We start from the raw sequence: 18,599 nt of genomic DNA on the forward strand, positions 1-18,599 counted from the left end.
CGTCACGGCCGGTGCGCGGGGTGCCAGTCGAACGGCGCGTCGGCCGCGTGCGGCTCGGCGCCCCGCGCGCGCATGGCGTGCAGCGCGAGCACGGCAGACAGGAGCGTCGCGTTGTGCAGCCGCATCGCGAGCGCCGCCTCGACGACCTCCTCGAGCGGCACCCAGCGGCGCTCCATCGCGGCCTCCTCGTGGACGCGCGCGTGCTGCTCCGGCAGCTCCCGCACGTCGGTCGCGAGGTAGACGCGGATGATCTCGGTCGAGCCGCCGCCCGACGGCGAGAGGTCGACGAGCGTGCGCCACGAGGCGGCCTCGAGGTCGGTCTCCTCGGCGAGCTCGCGCCGCGCGGCGGCGAGCGGGTCCTCCCCCTCGACGTCGAGCAGGCCCGCGGGCAGCTCCCACAGCGTGCCGCCCGCCGGGTGGCGGTACTGGTGCACGAGCATGACCTCGCCGAGCTCGTTCAGCGCCACGACCGCGACGGCGCCGGGATGCACGATGACCTCGCGCACGATCCGCTCGCCGCCGAGCTCGAACTCCTGCCGCTCGACGTCCCAGATGCGCCCCGAGAACAGCTGCTCGCTCTCGAGCACCGGCTGCCGCCCGAGCGCGTCCTCGAGCATCAGGCGGTCTCGATCGACTCGTCGGTCTCGTCGAAGAGCTTCGAGGCGCGCTGCCGGTCGAGGGCGGCCGCGACGAGGCCGCGGAAGAGCGGATGCGCGCGGTTGGGCCGGCTGCGGAGCTCCGGGTGGGCCTGGGTGGCGATGTAGAACGGGTGGCCGGGCATCTCGACGTACTCGACGAGGTGGCCGTCGGGCGAGGTGCCGCTGAACCAGAGCCCCGCCTCGGCGATCTGCTCGCGGTAGGCGTTGTTGACCTCGTAGCGGTGGCGGTGGCGCTCCTCGGCGGAATCGGCGCCGTAGAGCTGCGCGGCGAGCGAGCCCTCGGCGAGCTTCGCCTCGTAGATGCCGAGCCGCATCGTGCCGCCGAGGTCGCCGCCGTGGATGTGCTGCTCCTGCTCGGCCATCGTCGCGATGACGGGCGCGGGGGTATCGACGTCGAACTCGGTCGAGGAGGCGCCCTCGATGCCGGCGAGGTTCCGCGCGGCCTCGATCACCATGCACTGCAGGCCGAGGCAGATGCCGAGCGTGGGGATCTCGTTCTCGCGCGTGAACTTGAGCGCGCCGAGCTTGCCCTCGATGCCGCGGATGCCGAAGCCGCCGGGCACGACGATCCCGTCGAGCTCGCCGAGCTCGGCGGCCGCGCCCTCCGGGGTCTCGCAGTCGTCGGAGCGGATCCAGCGCAGGTTGACCTTCGTCTGGTTCGCGAAGCCGCCGGCCTTGACCGCCTCGGTCACCGACAGGTACGCATCCGGGAGGTCGATGTACTTCCCGACGAGGCCGATCGTGACCTCGTGCTTCGGGTTGTGCACGCCGTCGAGCACGGGCTGCCAGCGCGACCAGTCGATCTCGCCCGCCGAGAGGCCGAGCTGCTCGATGATGTAGGCGTCGAGGCCCTGCTCGGTGAGCATGCTCGGGATGTCGTAGATCGAGGGCTTGTCGATCGCGTTGACGACGGCACGCTCCTCGACGTCGCACATGAGCGCGATCTTCTTGCGGTTCGACTCGCTCACCGGTCGGTCGCTGCGCAGCACGAGCGCGTCGGGCTGGATGCCGATCGAGCGGAGCGTCGCGACGGAGTGCTGCGTCGGCTTCGTCTTCTGCTCGCCGGAGGCGCCGAGGAACGGCACGAGCGAGACGTGCACGAAGAAGACGTTCTGGCGGCCGAGCTCGTGGCGGATCTGGCGGGCCGACTCGATGAACGGCTGCGACTCGATGTCGCCGACGGTGCCGCCGATCTCGGTGATGATGACGTCGGGCTGCGGGTCCTGCTCGGACTGCAGCCGCATGCGGCGCTTGATCTCGTCGGAGATGTGCGGGATGACCTGCACGGTGTCGCCGAGGTACTCGCCGCGGCGCTCGCGCTCGATGACGCGCGAGTAGATCTGGCCGGTCGTGACGTTGGCCGCCTGCGAGAGGTCGACGTCGAGGAAGCGCTCGTAGTGGCCGATGTCGAGATCGGTCTCGGCCCCGTCGTCGGTCACGAACACCTCGCCGTGCTGGAACGGGTTCATCGTGCCCGGGTCGACGTTGAGGTAGGGGTCGAGCTTCTGCATCACGACGTGCAGGCCGCGCGCGGTCAGCAGGTTGCCGAGCGACGCGGCGGTGAGGCCCTTGCCGAGGGAGGAGACGACACCGCCCGTGACGAAGATCTGCTTGGTCACCTTGGCCGACGTGTCGGTCCCGCTCGCACTGAGGTCCACGGGCTTCGAGCCTAACCCACCGCGCCCGAGTCTTCGAGCAACTCGCGGGCATGGGCGAGCGCGGTCTCGGATGCGCTGCCGGAGAGCATGCGGGCGAGCTCGGCCAGGCGCTCCTCGCCCTCGACCGCGGCGACCTGCGATGCCGTGATGCGGCCGTCGGTGCCCTTCTCGACCCGCACGTGGTGCTCGGCGAAGGCCGCGACCTGCGCGAGGTGCGTGACGACGATCACCTGGCAGTGCTGCGCGAGCCGCGCGAGGCGCCGGCCGATCTCGGTCGCGGCGGCGCCGCCGACGCCCGCGTCGACCTCGTCGAACACCATGGTGGGCACGCTCTCGTCGGCGAGCGCGACCTCGATCGCGAGCATGATGCGGCTGAGCTCGCCGCCCGACGCGCCGCGCTGGATGGGGCGCGGCTCGGCGCCCGGGTGGGGCGCGAGCAGCATCGTCACGCGGTCGCGCCCGGCCGGGCCGAGCGCGTCGGCCTGCGCGACCTCGACGACGAGCCGCGCGTTCGGCATCGCGAGCGCCCGCAGCTCCTCCCCGACCGCCGCCTCGAGCCGCCCCGCCGCGTCGCGCCGCAGCTCGCTCAAGCGGTCGGCGAGCGCCGTCGCCGCCTCGAGGTGGCGCGCCTGCTCTGCCTCGAGCCGCTCGAGCTCCGCCTCGTCGCCCTCGAGCTCGGCGAGCCGCAGCGCGGCGCCGGGCGCCGCCTCGAGCGCCTCGTCGAGCGGCCGGGCGAGCCGGCGCTCGAGCCCCGAGAGGTCGGCGCGCCGCTGCTGCACCTCGTCGAGGCTCCGCTCGGGCCGCTCGAGGTCGTCGAGCGCCGTGACGATCGATGCCGACGCCTCCTGCAGCAGCGCGTCGGCCTGCACGAGCAGCTCGAGCGCGTCCGCGAGCGCCGCGTCGTCTCCCGCGGCGCGCTCGACGAGCCGGCGCGCCCGGCCCGCGAGCGTCACCGCGTCCGGCGCGTCATCGTCGTTCGAGAGCGCCTGGTGCGCCTCGCCGAGGTCGGCGCGCAGCGACTCCGCGTGCTCGAGCCGGTGCGCGAGCGCCGCGAGCTCGTCCTGCTCCCCCGGCTGCGGGTCGAGCGCCTCGAGCTCCTCGAGCTCTTCGCGGATGCGCGTCGCCTCGGCGGCGCGGGCGTCGTGCTCGGCGCGGATGCGCTCGGCCGTCTCGCGCGCGTCGCTCCAGGCCGCGTGGGCGGCCCGGTACTCGGCGAGCAGCTCCTGCAGCGCGGCCCCGGCCGCCCGGTCGAGCGCCGCCGCCTGCGCCTCGGCGGAGCGCAGCCGCTGCTGGTCGGACTGCCCGTGCACGGCGACGAGCCGGTCGGCGAGCTCGCGCAGCAGCCCCGCCGGCACGGCGGCTCCGCCGGCCTGTGCGCGCGAGCGCGCGGTTGCGTCGGGCGTGCGGGTGAGCGCCCGCCCGAGGATGAGCTCGCCGTCGTCGACCGTGCCGCCCGCGTCCTCGACGAGACCCACCGCATCCGCATCGTCGACGATCCACACGCCCTGCACGGCCGCGCGCTCCTCGCCCGAGCGGATGACGCCCGCGTCGGCGCGCTCGCCGCGCAGGAGCGCGAGCGCCTGCACGACCATCGTCTTGCCCGCGCCCGTCTCGCCCGTGATCGCGGTGAAGCCGGGACCGATCGGCACGCGCGCCTCGTCGATGACGCCGAGCGAGCGGATCGTCAGCTCGTCGAGGCGCGTCACTGCCGCTTCCGCCGGAATCCCTCCACCGGCAGGTGGAACTTCGCGACGAGCCGGTCGGCGAACGGCGCCTTCGACAGGCGCGCGAGCCGCAGCGGCTTCGCGTCGCGGGTCGCCTCGACGCGCGAGCCCTGCGGCAGGTCGAACGAGCGGCGCGAGTCGCACCACAGCACCGCGGGGTGCGTCGAGTCCTCGGCGATCGTGACCGCCATCGTCGAGGTCGGCGCGACGACGAGCGGCCGCGTGAAGAGCGCGTGCGCGCCGAGCGGCACGAGCAGCAGCACCTCGGCGGTCGGCCAGACGATCGGGCCGCCGGCGGAGAAGGAGTAGGCGGTCGAGCCCGTCGGGGTCGACAGCAGCACCGCGTCGGTGCCGAACGACGACACCGCTCGGCTGTCGATCTCGAGCAGCGTCGTGATCATGCGACCCGAGCCCGACTTCTCGATCGCGGCCTCGTTGACCGCCCACGTCTCGTGCACGAGCTCGTCGCCGCGGAAGACGCGCACGCACAGCGTGAGCCGCTGCTCGACCTCGTAGTCGCGCAGCAGCGCCCGCTCGACGACCTCGGCCGACTCGGCGACCTCCGCCTCGGCGAGGAAGCCGACGTGGCCGAGGTTGATGCCGAGCAGCGGCGCGTCGAGCTCGCGCTGCAGCTCGGCCGCACGCAGGATCGTGCCGTCGCCGCCGAGCGTCATGATGAGCTCGACCTCGAGGTGCCCCTCGCGGTCCCAGCCCTCCACGGCGGTGAGCGCCGGCTCCGCCTCGAGCAGCACCGGCCGGTCGTCGCTGAGCACGACGGGCGTCACGCCCGCCGCGAGCAGCCGTCGCGCGATCGTGACCGCGCTCTCGACCGCCTCGGCGCGGCCGGGGTGGAACGCGAGCAGGAAGCGGCGCTCCGCCACGTCTCCCGCCTCGTTCACCGCGCCTCCTTCGACAGCCGCACGCACTCGTCCAGCCATTCTGTCGGATTCGACCCGACGCTCGCCGAGAGGTGCGCGAGGTACTCGAGGTTGCCGCGCGCGCCCACGATCGGGCTGCCGATGAGACCCGCGGTGCCGAGCCCCGCATCCCACGCCGCCCACAGCACGCGCTCGATCGCCTGCGCGCGCAGCGCCGGGTCGGTGACGATGCCCTCGCGCACGCCCGTGCGCCCCACCTCGAACTGCGGCTTGATGAGCACGACGAAGTCGGCACCGGTCGCGGCGACGCCGACGAGCGGCCCGATCGCGAGCGCGAGCGAGATGAACGAGAGGTCGGCGGTCACGAGGCTCGGCGCGGGCTCGATCGAGCCCGGCTCGAGGTCGCGCACGTTGCGCCCCTCGAGCAGGGTGATCGGATGCGTCGACACGTCGAGCTGGAACTGGCCGTGCCCGACGTCGAGCGCCGTGACGTGCCGAGCGCCGCGCGCGAGCAGCACCTGGGTGAAGCCGCCCGTCGACGCGCCCGCGTCGAGCGCGTCGCGACCCGACGCATCCACCCCGAACGCGTCGAGCGCCGCGATGAGCTTGTGCGCCGCGCGCGACACCCACGCGTCGGTCTCGGAGACGGCGATCTCGGCCCCGGCCGGCACCTTCTGGCTCGCCTTGACGACGCCTCGGCCGTCGACCGAGACGAGCCCGGCGGCGATGCGCTGCTGCGCCTGGCTGCGGCTGCGCGCGAGCCCGCGCTCGACGAGCGCCTGATCGAGCCGGATGGCGTCAGCCACGCGGGTCAACCACGGACTGCCCCGAGCTCGGCCTGCAGCCGGTCGTGGATGCGGGCCAGCTGGTCGGCGCGCTCCTCGAGCGGCTGCTGCTCGAGCAGCTCGAGCTCGTCGAGGAGGTGCTCTTCCGTCATGTCGTCGAGGCTAGCGAATCGATGACGCCCAGCTCGTCGGCGCGCGAGAGCCGGTTGGCGCTCGGCCGGTCGAGCCCGCGCCCCTGCTCGTCGGCGAGCACGTCGGCGAGCATGCCCTCGAGCGGGCGGTGCTCGCCGCCCGCCGCGCGGTAGCGGGCGCTCGAGCGCTGCGCGTGCGGCTCGAGCGAGGCGGGCAGCGTGAGCGGCAGCGCGCGCGGCCCGGCCCAGTGGCCGACGTCGGCCGCCTCGAGCTGCTCGTCCGTCGCGAGCACGAGCTCGCCCGTGTGACCGGCGATGCCGCGCGCGGACGCGACGAGCGCGTGCAGCCGCCGCTCGGCGCCCAAGGCGTTGACGACGCCGTCGATCGCGGGGGCGCGGTCGACGAGGAACGCGGCGAGGTCGCGCACGTCGATCGTCTCGGTCGCCTGGTCGCGCGCCGGCACGAGCGCGGGGCCGTCTCCCGCGAGCGCGAGCCGCGCGACCCAGTATCCGAAGCGATCGCTGCCGTCGCCGGGCCCGCCGATGAGCCCGGGGCGCACGATCGCGAGCCGCGCGCCGAGCCGCTCGCGGGCGACGCGCTCGATCCACGCCTTCGCGCCGCCGTAGTCCTCCTCCGACTCCGACTCCGGCACGAGGTCGTCGTCCTCGTAGGCGCCGACGGGCGCCTCGAGCCGCTGGGCGGAGACCGACGAGACGAACGTCCAGTGCGCGGCGCGATCCGCGAGCGCGTCGAGCGCACCGCGCGCGTGCCGCGGGATGCGGGAGACGTCGACGACCTCGTCCCACTCCCCCGAGAGCCCGTCGTACGCATCCGACTCGTCTCGATCGGCGCGCTCGAGGCGCGCGCCCTCGGGCGCCGAGCCGGCCTCGCCGCGCGCGAGGCACGTGACGTCGGCGCCGCGCTCGACGTGGCCCTGCGCGATCGCGCGGCCGAGCCACCGCGTGCCGCCGAGCACCAGCACCCGCCGGGGATCCGTCTCGCTCATGGCGCCACGCTAGCGTCACGGCGTGACCCTCCGAGCCGCCGACGTCCCGCCGTCCGGCACCCCGGTGCCCGAAGCGATCGCCGCGCTCGCTGGCGACGACCCGCTCGAGCTCGTCCGGCAGAACGAGCAGGGCGGCGTGACCGCGCGCATCGAGCGGCCCGGCGGCGCGATCTTCGCGAAGTGGAACCCGGCCACGGCGACCCGTGCGCGCCGAACACGCTGATCGCGGGCGGCGCGTTCGCCGGAATCGTCGACCTCGGCCGCGTCGGGGTGTCGGACCGCTGGGCGGGATCTGTCGATCGCGTCCTGGTCGCTCGAGTGGAACGGCCTCGCGGCGGCCGCGCCGTCCTTCCGGCGTGCCGACGGCATCCGCCGCGACGACGCACGCGTCGCGCCGTGGGAGCCGCCGCTCGCGTGAGCGGCACACGGCGGGTCGCCTCAGTCGATGCCGGCGGCCCTCGCCGCCCTCGCGGCCGTGCGCACGCCGTCGCGCCACACTTCGCCGTGCCCGGGCAGCACGATCGTCGCGCCCGTGTCCTCGAGCGCGTCGAGCGAGCGGAGGGCGACCTCGGGCTTGACCGTCGCGGCGCCGGCGACGACGCGTGGTCCGGTCTTCGTCGTGTGCGGGTCGAGCGTGACGATCGCGTCGCCGCTGATCACCGCGTCGCGGTCGGGGAAGTGCAGCGCGACGTGCCCGTCGGTGTGCCCGGGCGTCGGCACGACGCGCGGGCTGCCGGGCAGGTCGAGCACGGTGCCCTCCTCCATCGGGACGGTGCCGCGCACGCCGGGCACGCCCAGCGCGCCCACCGTGGTCATCGCGGCGAAGATCGGCAGCGAGCCCGGGTAGCGGAAGGGGTACCAGAGCCGCGAGTTCGCGGTGCGGTAGCGGTAGGGATGCCGCGCGATGCGCGCGTCGCCCTGGTGCAGCCACAGCGGCACGCCCTCGCGCTGCAGCTCCTCCGCCATCCCGAGGTGGTCGAAGTGCGCGTGGGTCAGCACGAGCGCTCGCACGTCGGCGATCGAGCGCCCGATCGCGGCGAGCGCCGCGTCGAGGTGGGGCCGGCTGCGCGGGAAGAGCGAGTCGACGAGCGTGACCGCTCCGCCGTCCTCGATCAGGTAGGCGTTCGTCGAGGCGTGCTGAAGGCGATGGATGCCCGGGGCGACGTCGCGCTCGAGGACCGCCTGACGGCGACGGCGGACGGCGCCCCCGCGGCGCCCGCTCTCGGACTCGGTCTCGGAGGGATGCATGCCCCCATTCCAGCGCGCGCACCGGGACGGCGCACCGGGCGAACGTCCAGCCTCAGAGGGCGAGCAGCTCGTCGGCGATGCGCAGCCCCAGCACGGGGCGGTCGGCGCTCCACACGGCAGCGCACGCCGCGCGGACCGTGTCGACCGGCCGATCGCCCGCGCGCACGAGCGTGATGTCGATGCCGGAGCGTCGCACCGCTGCCCTGCCGACCTCGAAGTACACCGCGCGCGTGGACGTCTCGAGCGTCTCGCGCACGGGGAGGATCGGCTGCTGGAGGTCGCGCAGGTCCTCGATCACGTGATCGGGCCGCATGGTGGGGTCGGCGCCGATGAGGCTCGGGCCGCGATCGATGCCGGTCAGCACGGTGATCGAGCGGATGCCCGCCCTCCGCGCACCGAGGATGTCGGTGTCGAGGCGGTCGCCGATCATGACCGGCGAGCGGGCGCCGAAGCGCTCCGCGGCGACGTCGAACATCGGCGTCTCGGGCTTGCCCGCGAACTCCGCGAGCCTGCCGACTGCGGTGTGCACTGCGGAGACGAGCGTGCCGTTGCCCGGCGCGATGCCGCCGGCGACGGGGATCGTCCAGTCGCCGTTCGTCGCGATCCACGGGATGCCGCCGTGCTCGGGCTTGCGCGCGAGCGCGAACGAGGCCTCGGCGAGGTCGTTCCAGCCGACGGTCGGGTGGAAGCCCTGCACGACCGCCTTCGGCTGCTCGGCCGCGGTGCGCACGACGCGCCACCCGCGGGCCTCGATCTCGACCACGATGCCGGCGCCGCCGACGACGAGCACGGGGTCTCCGGGCTGCAGGTGCGGCTCGAGCAGCAGCATCGCGGCTTGCGGGCTCGTCACGACGTCGCGGGGCTCGACCGGGAGGCCGAACGACCGCAGGTGCTCCGCCACCTCCGCGTCGGTGCGCGATGCGTTGTTGGTGAGGTACGCCGCGGGCAGGCCCGTCGCGACGATGCTCTCGACCGCGTGCGGGATCGCGTGCGGTCCCTTGTAGACGACGCCGTCGAGGTCGAGGTAGAGGTAGTCGGCGCCATCGATGGGCGTCGCCGCCGGTTGCGCCTTCTTGAACAGGCCCATCAGCGCGTGCCCTCGGAGCGCTCCTCGCCCTCGATGAGGTCGTCGCCGAACAGCGCATCGCCGAACAGCGCGTCATCGCCCGCGACAGCCATGTCGGCCTCGGACTCGATCGCGCTGGCCGACTCGCCCTCCGGCTCCGCCGGAGCCGGCTCCTCGACGACCGGCTCCTCGACGACCGGCTCCTCGACGACCGGCTCCTCGAGCGCGTCGTCCGCGTCGCCGAGCGAGTCGGCCTCGCCCTGGGCCTCGTCGTGCGGCTCGTCCTCGCCTTCGGCGGCTTCCTCGTCGACCGGCGACTCGAGCCGCTCGGTCGTGATCACCATCTCCTCGAGCTCGCCCGGACGCAGCGCGTCCTCGAGCGCGTCGATCGCGCGGTCGGCGAGCTCGAACCACTCGGCCGCCTCCTCGTCGCGGCCGAGCTCCTCCAGCACGCCCCCGAAGCTCGCGAACAGCGCCGGGCTGTAGTCGAACGCCTTGTCCTTGCGCAGCTCGGGGATGCGCAGCTCCTCGAGCGCCGCCTCCTTCTGGCCGAGGTCGAGGCGCGCCCCCGACTTCACGATGGCGAGCTCGACGCGCACCGGCGTCTCGAGCGTGGATGCGTCGACCGAGCGCGCGAGCTCGAGCGCCTTCTCGGGGCGGCCGAGTCCGCGCTCGCAATCGGCCATGAGCGGCAGCTGGTCGTCACGCCCGGTGATGCGGCGGTACGTGCGCAGCTCGCGGAGCGCGAGGGCGAAGTCGCCGAGCTGGTAGGCCGTGATCGCGAGCGTCTCGCGGACGACGCCGATGCGGCCGGCGCGACGCGACGCGGCGAGCGCGTGCTGGTGCGCGAGCTCGGGATCCTCGTCGATGAGTCGCGATGCCATCGCCATGTGCTTGGCGACGAGCTCGGCGTTCTCCTTCGTCAGGGTCTTGAGCTGCGCGCGAGCGCCGATGTCGAGGTCTTCAGGCGCCACGTCATCGGGCAGGTGCGGCGGCACGAAGTCGTCGTCGCGCACCTGCTTGAAGCTCTCGCCCGAGCCGTCGCCGCGGCGCTCGTAATCGCGACCCGGTCGCGCGGCGTCGCGCTGCGGGCCCGAGTTCCTCGAGCGCTGATCATCGCGTCGCTGCTGATCCCCGCGCCCGAAGCGCTCGCCATCGCGCTGCGGGCGACGGTCGCCATCCCGCTGGGGACGCGAGTCGCCGAAGCGGCGCTCACCATCGCGCTGCGGGCGACGGTCGCCATCCCGCTGGGGACGCGAGTCGCCGAAGCGGCGTTCACCATCGCGCTGCGGGCGACGGTCTCCATCGCGCGGCGGACGGCGGTCGCCATCACGCTGCCGACGCGAGTCACGATCGAATCGGCGCTCGCCATCACGCTGCGGCCGACGATCTCCGTCGCGCTGCGGCCGGGAGTCGCCGAAACGGCGCTCACCATCGCGCGGCGGGCGACGATCGCCATCGCGCTGCGGGCGCGAGTCACGATCGAAGCGGCGCTCACCGTCGCGCTGCGGACGACGGTCGTTGTCCCGCTGCGGACGCGAGTCGCCGAATCGACGCTCACCATCGCGCTGCGGTCGACGGTCTCCATCGCGCTGCGGTCGACGGTCTCCATCGCGCTGCGGGCGGCGATCACCGTCGCGCTGCGGGCGACGGTCGTTGTCGCGCTGCGGACGCGAGTCACCGCCCGGCCGGTACCCTGTGTCTCCGGGACGCAGCGGCTTCCGGTCGGCATCGCGCGACTGCCCACGGTCGTTCGAGCGCGATCCATCGCGCGAGGGCCGGCTGTCACCGAAGCGGCGGTCCCCGTCTCGCGGCGGTCGCCGGTCTCCTGCGTCGCGCCGGCGATCGCCATCGCGCGAGCTGCGGTCTGCCTTGTCGTTCACGGCACCATTCCATCCGGGTCCAGAAACGGAAAAAGGGGCCCCAGACGAATCTGGGGCCCCTTTCCAAAAGAAGTCCGGCGGTGTCCTACTCTCCCACAGGGTCCCCCCTGCAGTACCATCGGCGCTGAGAGCCTTAGCTTCCGGGTTCGGAATGTGACCGGGCGTTTCCCTCTCGCTATGGCCGCCGAAACACTATTGATGTTTCAGTTCGCACAGCTCTCCGCATGAAGCGGAGGGCTGCAGTCCTCGACCGTACATCGAGAACCACAAAGTGGACGCGAGCAGCAAGCTCATGTATATGTTATCAAGTCATCGGCTTATTAGTACCGGTCAGCTTCATGGGTCTTTAGTCCCCACTTCCACATCCGGCCTATCAACCCAGTAGTCTGGCTGGGAGCCTCTCGCCCGAAGGCACGGAAGTCTCATCTTGAGGCCGGCTTCCCGCTTAGATGCTTTCAGCGGTTATCCATCCCGAACGTAGCTAATCAGCGGTGCTCCTGGCGGAACAACTGACACACCAGAGGTTCGTCCAACCCGGTCCTCTCGTACTAGGGTCAGATCCTCTCAAACTTCCAACGCGCGCAGCGGATAGGGACCGAACTGTCTCACGACGTTCTAAACCCAGCTCGCGTGCCGCTTTAATGGGCGAACAGCCCAACCCTTGGGACCTACTCCAGCCCCAGGATGCGACGAGCCGACATCGAGGTGCCAAACCATGCCGTCGATATGGACTCTTGGGCAAGATCAGCCTGTTATCCCCGAGGTACCTTTTATCCGTTGAGCGACAGCGCTTCCACAAGCCACTGCCGGATCACTAGTCCCGACTTTCGTCCCTGCTCCAGTTGTCACTGTCACAGTCAAGCTCCCTTGTGCACTTACACTCGACACCTGATTGCCAACCAGGTTGAGGGAACCTTTGGGCGCCTCCGTTACTTTTTGGGAGGCAACCGCCCCAGTTAAACTACCCACCAGGCACTGTCCCTGAACCGGATTACGGTTCGAAGTTAGATATCCAGAGTGACCAGAGTGGTATTTCAACAGCGACTCCACCCGAACTAGCGTCCGGGCTTCACAGTCTCCCACCTATCCTACACAAGCCACACCGAACACCAATACCAAGCTGTAGTAAAGGTCACGGGGTCTTTCCGTCCTGCTGCGCGTAACGAGCATCTTTACTCGTAGTGCAATTTCGCCGAGTTCGCGGTTGAGACAGCTGGGAAGTCGTTACGCCATTCGTGCAGGTCGGAACTTACCCGACAAGGAATTTCGCTACCTTAGGATGGTTATAGTTACCACCGCCGTTTACTGGGGCTTAAATTCTGAGCTTCGCTTGCGCTAACCCTTCCTCTTAACCTTCCAGCACCGGGCAGGCGTCAGTCCGTATACATCGACTTGCGTCTTCGCACGGACCTGTGTTTTTAGTAAACAGTCGCTTCCCACTGGTCTCTGCGGCCTTCAAACGCTTTCGGCAGCTAGTGCCGTCACGCCTCAGGCCCCCCTTCTCCCGAAGTTACGGGGGCATTTTGCCGAGTTCCTTAACCACGATTCTCTCGATCTCCTTGGTATTCTCTACCTGACCACCTGAGTCGGTTTGGGGTACGGGTGACTTGAACCTCGCGTCGATGCTTTTCTAGGCAGCATAGGATCACAGACTTCCCTCTAGGGTTCGGCAAAGCTCTCAGGCTATATGTGCGACGGATTTGCCTATCGCACGCCCTACGGCTTACCCGGACTCAACCATCGGCCCGGTTCTGCTACCTTCCTGCGTCACACCTGTTAATACGCTAGCCGCACCAGCGAAGGGTCGAGTGCTAGCCCAAGGACGTCCCCCCGAAGGGTTCGATCAAAGGATTCGGACTCTTAGCATTACTGGATTGACTTGGGCGGTTCTTCGCCAGCTCAGGATTATCAACCTGATGTCCATCGACTACGCCTGTCGGCCTCGCCTTAGGTCCCGGCTTACCCAGGGAAGATTAGCTTGACCCTGGAACCCTTGGTCTTTCGGAGGACTGGTTTCTCGCCAGTCTTTCGCTACTCATGCCTGCATTCTCACTCGTGTGGCGTCCACGGCTGGATTCCTCCGCCGCTTCACTCGCCACACGACGCTCTCCTACCAATCCGCACGCCTGGACAGCCGAAACTGCCGAGCTGTTGCGCGAATTCCACGACTTCGGTGGTGTGCTTGAGCCCCGTTACATTGTCGGCGCAGAATCACTTGACCAGTGAGCTATTACGCACTCTTTCAAGGGTGGCTGCTTCTAAGCCAACCTCCTGGTTGTCTAAGCAACTCCACATCCTTTTCCACTTAGCACACGCTTGGGGACCTTAGTCGGTGGTCTGGGTTGTTTCCCTCTCGACGATGAAGCTTATCCCCCACCGTCTCACTGCTGCGCTCTCACTTACCGGCATTCGGAGTTTGGCTGACGTCAGTAACCTTTTGGGGCCCATCGGCCATCCAGTAGCTCTACCTCCGGCAAGAAACACGCAACGCTGCACCTAAATGCATTTCGGAGAGAACCAGCTATCACGAAGTTTGATTGGCCTTTCACCCCTATCCACAGCTCATCCCCTCAGTTTTCAACCTAAGTGGGTTCGGTCCTCCACGAGGTCTTACCCTCGCTTCAACCTGGCCATGGATAGATCACTTCGCTTCGGGTCTAGGACATGCGACTGAATCGCCCTATTCAGACTCGCTTTCGCTACGGCTACCCCACACGGGTTAACCTCGCCACATATCGCTAACTCGCAGGCTCATTCTTCAAAAGGCACGCTGTCACAGCTGCTAGGGCTGCTCCAACGGTTTGTAAGCAAACGGTTTCAGGTACTATTTCACTCCCCTCCCGGGGTACTTTTCACCTTTCCCTCACGGTACTTGTCCGCTATCGGTCATCTGGGAGTATTTAGGCTTACCAGGTGGTCCTGGCAGATTCACACGGGATTTCTCGGGCCCCGTGCTACTTGGGATGGACCTCGCGCCATCGCGCGGTTTCGGCTACGGGATTGTCACCCTCTTCGATGAACCTTTCCAAGTTCTTCGCCTACCGCGGTCTGTAACGCTTGCTGCTCGGCAGAGCAGCTGAGATGTCCCACAACCCCGATCGTGCAACGCCTGCCGGCTATCACACACGATCGGTTTAGCCTCTTCCGCGTTCGCTCGCCACTACTGACGGAATCACTGTTGTTTTCTCTTCCTGTGGGTACTGAGATGTTTCACTTCCCCACGTTCCCTCTACCCGCCCTATATATTCAGGCGGGAGTCACTGGGTCGGCACGCCGCCCAGCGGGGTTTCCCCATTCGGAGATCCTCGGATCAAAGCTCGTTTATCAGCTCCCCGAGGCTTATCGCAGATTACTACGTCCTTCATCGGCTCCAGATGCCAAGGCATCCACCGTTTGCTCTTAGAAACTTGACCACATACATGAGTATTCTGGTTAGGACACCACCGCCGAGGCGATGGCGACCAATGATCTATATAGATCATCAAGACTCGAGACGAAGCTCGAATCTAAGATGCTCGCGTCCACTGTGTAGTTCTCAACTTACGGTCGGTACCGTCGACCTCCGCGCGCTGCGCGTCAGCCGGCCGGTCCGAGGGAAGAGACGCCGAAAGGCGCCGTCTGGTCCCTCAGGACCCAACAGCGTGCATGCGCTCGATCTCCCTCGCCCCGCGGTTCCGAGCTGCCTAGGCAGCTGTACTTCGCTGGGCTCGATCGTTCGAGCGCCAATGTCAATGTTCCACCCTTGAGCTTCCACCGGTCGACGTGTGCGACCGAAGTGGCTCTCCGCCGGCTGAGCCGGCGAGATGCTCCTTAGAAAGGAGGTGATCCAGCCGCACCTTCCGGTACGGCTACCTTGTTACGACTTAGTCCTAATCACCGATCCCACCTTCGACAGCTCCCTCCAAAAGGTTAGGCCACTGGCTTCGGGTGTTACCGACTTTCATGACTTGACGGGCGGTGTGTACAAGGCCCGGGAACGTATTCACCGTAGCGTTGCTGATCTACGATTACTAGCGACTCCGACTTCATGGGGTCGAGTTGCAGACCCCAATCCGAACTGAGACCGGCTTTTTGGGATTCGCTCCACCTTGCGGTATCGCAGCCCATTGTACCGGCCATTGTAGCATGCGTGAAGCCCAAGACATAAGGGGCATGATGATTTGACCTCATCCCCACCTTCCTCCGAGTTGACCCCGGCAGTATCCCATGAGTTCCCACCATTACGTGCTGGCAACATAGGACGAGGGTTGCGCTCGTTGCGGGACTTAACCCAACATCTCACGACACGAGCTGACGACAACCATGCACCACCTGTATACCGACCTTGCGGGGCGACCATCTCTGGCCGTTTCCGGTATATGTCAAGCCTTGGTAAGGTTCTTCGCGTTGCATCGAATTAATCCGCATGCTCCGCCGCTTGTGCGGGCCCCCGTCAATTCCTTTGAGTTTTAGCCTTGCGGCCGTACTCCCCAGGCGGGGAACTTAATGCGTTAGCTACGACACGGAGACCGTGGAATGGTCCCCACATCTAGTTCCCAACGTTTACGGCATGGACTACCAGGGTATCTAAGCCTGTTTGCTCCCCATGCTTTCGCTCCTCAGCGTCAGTTACGGCCCAGAGATCTGCCTTCGCCATCGGTGTTCCTCCTGATATCTGCGCATTCCACCGCTACACCAGGAATTCCAATCTCCCCTACCGCACTCTAGTCTGCCCGTACCCACTGCAAGCCCGAGGTTGAGCCTCGGGTTTTCACAGCAGACGTGACAAACCGCCTACGAGCTCTTTACGCCCAATAATTCCGGACAACGCTTGCACCCTACGTATTACCGCGGCTGCTGGCACGTAGTTAGCCGGTGCTTTTTCTGCAGGTACCGTCACTTTCGCTTCTTCCCTGCTAAAAGAGGTTTACAACCCGAAGGCCGTCGTCCCTCACGCGGCGTTGCTGCATCAGGCTTGCGCCCATTGTGCAATATTCCCCACTGCTGCCTCCCGTAGGAGTCTGGGCCGTGTCTCAGTCCCAGTGTGGCCGGTCACCCTCTCAGGCCGGCTACCCGTCGTCGCCTTGGTGAGCCGTTACCTCACCAACAAGCTGATAGGCCGTGAGCTGATCCTTGACCGAAGTTCTTTCCACCCACAGGAGATGCCTCCGAGGGTCGTATCCGGTATTAGACGCCGTTTCCAGCGCTTATCCCAGAGTCAAGGGCACATTGCTCACGTATTACTCACCCGTTCGCCACTAATCCGGAGGAGCAAGCTCCTCCTTCATCGTTCGACTTGCATGTGTTAAGCACGCCGCCAGCGTTCGTCCTGAGCCAGGATCAAACTCTCCGTAAAGAAATGTTGCGTACCGCTCGGGGAAAACCGGGCGGCAGCGAGTTTGATGCTGACAAAATAGACTGTCTACTGACAATCTGTCTCATCCAAAGGAATCGTGTGCCCGAAGGCACTACGAGTAATTTTTGGCATTTGACATTGTGCACGCTGTTGAGTTCTCAAGGATCAGACGCTCTCGTGCATTCCCCGTGGGGGTCTGCGCCGAGGCAACTTCTCTATGTTAGCCACTTCTCGGTCCGTGTCAAATCGACACGCCGTGCGGAGTCTCGCTCGCGCCGGACATCGACCGGCTCGTGGCAGCCCATTCAGGCTACACGCTCCGGAGCGACTGTCAAGTCGGCGTCGGCTGGAGCCGGCTCGCTGTTCGGCCTGGCTCGTGGCAACCCGTTCAGGTTATACGCTCCAGAGCGACTGTCAAGTCGGCGTCCGCGAGAGCCGGCTCACTGTTGGCCCGGCTCGTGGCAACCCGTTCAGGTTACACGCTCCGAAGCGACTGTCAAGTCGGCATCTGCGAGAGCCGGCTGACTGTCAGTCCGGCTCGTGGCAACCTGTTCAGGTTACACGCTCCGGAGCGGCTGTCAAATCGGCTCCTGCTGCACCGGGCTCGCATTCGGCCCGGCTCGTGGCAACCTGTCCAGGTTACACGCTCCGGAGCGACTGTCAAGTCGGTGTCTCGCTCGGTCGGCAGCTGCCGACCGTGCTCTCCGCACATTCATCGTTGAAGTGGTCTGTCACCGCACCCGCGTCGCAGCCAGCACGCGATTGCGTGGGCCGTTCTGCTGGGGGTGGTCCCTCTTGATCCGCTGGCCTGTCCGGCTCGGCGTCTTTGGGGTGACGAGTGGATACGTTACACGGCTCGGGGACGCGGGCCGCAAACGACGTGCATCCCGGGCGTGTCGCGCCGCTCCCCTGCGCTTCAGGCGCCGGCGTCGACGCCCGCGAGCGTCTTCTTGCCGCGGCGCAGCACGGCGAACCGCCCGTGCAGCAAGCGGCCCTCGAGCGTCGCGGCGGGGTCGTCGATGCGCTCGTTGTTGACCGAGACGCCGCCTTGAGCGATCGCGCGTCGGCCCTCGGAGAGGGAGTCGACGAGTCCCGTCTCCTGCAGCAGCTGCAGCACGGGCGCGTCATCGGTCGCGGTGGCCTGCCGGTCGAGCGAGCCGACGGCCGCCGCGAGGGTGCCGGCGTCGAGCGCCGCGAGATCCCCGGCGCCGAAGAGCGCCTCGGAAGCGGCGATCGCCTGCTCGGTCGCCTCGCGGCCGTGGATGAAGGCCGTCGCCTGCAGCGCGAGCTCGCGCTGCGCCTCGCGTCGGAACGGCGCCTCGACCGTTGCGCGCTCGAGCTCCGCGATCCGCGAGGACGGCAGGAAGGTGAACGACTTCAGCAGCTGGACGACGATCGCGTCGTCCTGGTTGAGCCAGAACTGGTACATCGCGTAGGGCGTCGTCAGGTTGGCGTCGAGCCACACCGCGTTGCCCTCGCTCTTGCCGAACTTCCGGCCGTCGGCATCCGTGATGAGCGGCGAGCCGAGCGCGTGCGCGTGCACGCCCTCGGCCTTGCGGATGAGCTCGGTGCCCGCGGTGAGGTTGCCCCACTGGTCGCTGCCGCCGAGCTGCATGATGCACCCGTAGCGCAGGAAGAGCTCGCGGAAGTCGAGCCCCTGCAGCACCTGGTAGCTGAACTCGGCGTAGGAGATGCCCTCGTCGGACTCCATGCGCGAGGCGACCGCGTCCTTGCGGAGCATCGTGCCCACCCGGAAGTGCTTGCCGACCTCGCGGAGGAAGTCGACCGTCGAGAGGAGCCCTGTCCAGTCGAGGTTGTTCACGAGCCGCACGGCGTTGTCCCCCTCGTCGGAGAGGAAGCGCAGCATCTGCTCGCCGAGGTACGTGACCCACTCGGCGACGGTCTCCCGCTCGTTGAGCTGTCGCTCAGCGGTGGGCTTCGGGTCGCCGATCAGGCCCGTCGAGCCGCCGACGAGCGCGAGCGGCTTGTGGCCAGCGAGCTGCAGCCGGCGCATGATGATCAGCTGCGCGAGGTTCCCGAGATGCAGGCTCGGCGCGGTCGGGTCGAATCCGCAGTAGTAGGTGATCGGGCCGCCGCCGAGCAGCGCGCGCAACGCCTCCGGGTCGGTCGAGACGTGCACGCTCCCGCGGTACTGCAGCTCGTCCCAGACGTTGTCGAAGGCGGGGTCGAGCTGGATGGGAGCGAGGTCGATCACGGTTCGAATC

The 18,599-nt window shown here is 68.2% G+C and carries 13 protein-coding genes and 3 rRNA genes; 1 reads left to right on the top strand and 15 read right to left on the bottom strand.

Annotation, left to right across the window (positions count from 1 at the left end):
* Nucleotides 1–2 precede the first annotated feature (2 nt).
* From JSQ78_RS04210 to JSQ78_RS04235, 7 genes are read right to left on the bottom strand one after another with little or no spacing between them, the layout of a single operon-like run.
* Nucleotides 3–617, bottom strand: coding sequence for an NUDIX domain-containing protein (locus tag JSQ78_RS04210; protein WP_211449635.1), 615 nt, complete (start codon nucleotides 615–617; stop codon nucleotides 3–5).
* Nucleotides 617–2,317: a CTP synthase gene (gene pyrG, locus JSQ78_RS04215; RefSeq protein ID WP_283245033.1), complete on the bottom strand. Its 1,701-nt coding sequence runs from the start codon at nucleotides 2,315–2,317 to the stop codon at nucleotides 617–619. Before pyrG ends, JSQ78_RS04210 begins: the two co-directional genes overlap by 1 nt.
* A gap of 11 nt (nucleotides 2,318–2,328) precedes the next feature.
* Nucleotides 2,329–4,023, bottom strand: a complete 1,695-nt coding sequence (gene recN, locus JSQ78_RS04220) for a DNA repair protein RecN (RefSeq protein WP_211449637.1) — start codon at nucleotides 4,021–4,023, stop codon at nucleotides 2,329–2,331.
* The gene (locus JSQ78_RS04225) at nucleotides 4,020–4,940 is read right to left on the bottom strand and encodes an NAD kinase (RefSeq protein ID WP_249295899.1); all 921 of its coding nucleotides are present in this window, start codon (nucleotides 4,938–4,940) and stop codon (nucleotides 4,020–4,022) included. The genes recN and JSQ78_RS04225 overlap by 4 nt, the downstream gene beginning before the upstream one ends.
* Nucleotides 4,937–5,725 carry a TlyA family RNA methyltransferase gene (locus tag JSQ78_RS04230; RefSeq protein ID WP_211449641.1) on the bottom strand — a complete coding sequence of 263 codons (789 nt, stop codon included), beginning with the start codon at nucleotides 5,723–5,725 and terminating at the stop codon, nucleotides 4,937–4,939. The genes JSQ78_RS04225 and JSQ78_RS04230 overlap by 4 nt, the downstream gene beginning before the upstream one ends.
* Nucleotides 5,726–5,730: 5 nt before the next feature.
* Nucleotides 5,731–5,856, bottom strand: a complete 126-nt coding sequence (locus tag JSQ78_RS14000; RefSeq protein WP_021011834.1) for a hypothetical protein — start codon at nucleotides 5,854–5,856, stop codon at nucleotides 5,731–5,733.
* Complete coding sequence (locus JSQ78_RS04235) at nucleotides 5,853–6,842, bottom strand: NAD-dependent epimerase/dehydratase family protein (protein ID WP_211449643.1); 990 nt, start codon at nucleotides 6,840–6,842, stop codon at nucleotides 5,853–5,855. Before JSQ78_RS04235 ends, JSQ78_RS14000 begins: the two co-directional genes overlap by 4 nt.
* A gap of 22 nt (nucleotides 6,843–6,864) precedes the next feature.
* Between JSQ78_RS04235 and JSQ78_RS04240 the strand changes: the two genes are divergently transcribed.
* Nucleotides 6,865–7,065 carry a hypothetical protein gene (locus JSQ78_RS04240; protein ID WP_211449645.1) on the top strand — a complete coding sequence of 67 codons (201 nt, stop codon included), beginning with the start codon at nucleotides 6,865–6,867 and terminating at the stop codon, nucleotides 7,063–7,065.
* 215 nt (nucleotides 7,066–7,280) lie between these two features.
* On the opposite strand, the gene JSQ78_RS04245 is transcribed toward JSQ78_RS04240, so the two are convergent.
* The 8 genes from JSQ78_RS04245 to tyrS all read right to left on the bottom strand — a co-directional run bounded on the left by JSQ78_RS04245 (nucleotide 7,281) and on the right by tyrS (nucleotide 18,598).
* On the bottom strand, nucleotides 7,281–8,090 hold the full coding sequence (locus JSQ78_RS04245) for an MBL fold metallo-hydrolase (protein WP_211449646.1): 810 nt from the start codon (nucleotides 8,088–8,090) through the stop codon (nucleotides 7,281–7,283).
* 52 nt (nucleotides 8,091–8,142) lie between these two features.
* Complete coding sequence (locus JSQ78_RS04250) at nucleotides 8,143–9,177, bottom strand: HAD-IIA family hydrolase (protein ID WP_211449648.1); 1,035 nt, start codon at nucleotides 9,175–9,177, stop codon at nucleotides 8,143–8,145.
* Nucleotides 9,177–10,172, bottom strand: coding sequence for a tetratricopeptide repeat protein (locus tag JSQ78_RS04255; RefSeq protein WP_211449650.1), 996 nt, complete (start codon nucleotides 10,170–10,172; stop codon nucleotides 9,177–9,179). Before JSQ78_RS04255 ends, JSQ78_RS04250 begins: the two co-directional genes overlap by 1 nt.
* Nucleotides 10,079–11,008 carry a hypothetical protein gene (locus JSQ78_RS04260; RefSeq protein WP_211449652.1) on the bottom strand — a complete coding sequence of 310 codons (930 nt, stop codon included), beginning with the start codon at nucleotides 11,006–11,008 and terminating at the stop codon, nucleotides 10,079–10,081. Before JSQ78_RS04260 ends, JSQ78_RS04255 begins: the two co-directional genes overlap by 94 nt.
* 103 nt (nucleotides 11,009–11,111) lie before the next feature.
* Nucleotides 11,112–11,228, bottom strand: a 5S ribosomal RNA gene (rrf, locus tag JSQ78_RS04265).
* 111 nt (nucleotides 11,229–11,339) lie between these two features.
* Nucleotides 11,340–14,452: ribosomal RNA gene (locus JSQ78_RS04270) — 23S ribosomal RNA — on the bottom strand.
* Nucleotides 14,453–14,853: 401 nt separating this feature from the next.
* Nucleotides 14,854–16,374 (bottom strand): 16S ribosomal RNA (locus JSQ78_RS04275).
* Together the 16S, 23S and 5S rRNA genes form the textbook arrangement of a ribosomal RNA operon.
* A gap of 916 nt (nucleotides 16,375–17,290) precedes the next feature.
* Nucleotides 17,291–18,598, bottom strand: a complete 1,308-nt coding sequence (gene tyrS, locus JSQ78_RS04280) for a tyrosine--tRNA ligase (protein ID WP_211450507.1) — start codon at nucleotides 18,596–18,598, stop codon at nucleotides 17,291–17,293.
* Nucleotide 18,599: the final 1 nt, after the last annotated feature.

The organism is Agrococcus sp. Marseille-Q4369 (assembly GCF_018308945.1).
GTDB lineage: Bacteria > Actinomycetota > Actinomycetes > Actinomycetales > Microbacteriaceae > Agrococcus.

Excerpts from the sequence above, each read along its gene's own strand:
- JSQ78_RS04210 (WP_211449635.1), bottom strand. The coding sequence starts at position 617 with ATGCTCGAGGACGCGCTCGGGCGGCAGCCGGTGCTCGAGAGCGAGCAG.
- JSQ78_RS14000 (WP_021011834.1), bottom strand. The coding sequence starts at position 5,856 with ATGACGGAAGAGCACCTCCTCGACGAGCTCGAGCTGCTCGAGCAGCAG.
- JSQ78_RS04235 (WP_211449643.1), bottom strand. The coding sequence starts at position 6,842 with ATGAGCGAGACGGATCCCCGGCGGGTGCTGGTGCTCGGCGGCACGCGG.
- JSQ78_RS04245 (WP_211449646.1), bottom strand. The coding sequence starts at position 8,090 with ATGCATCCCTCCGAGACCGAGTCCGAGAGCGGGCGCCGCGGGGGCGCC.
- JSQ78_RS04250 (WP_211449648.1), bottom strand. The coding sequence starts at position 9,177 with ATGGGCCTGTTCAAGAAGGCGCAACCGGCGGCGACGCCCATCGATGGC.
- JSQ78_RS04260 (WP_211449652.1), bottom strand. The coding sequence starts at position 11,008 with ATGGCGATCGCCGGCGCGACGCAGGAGACCGGCGACCGCCGCGAGACG.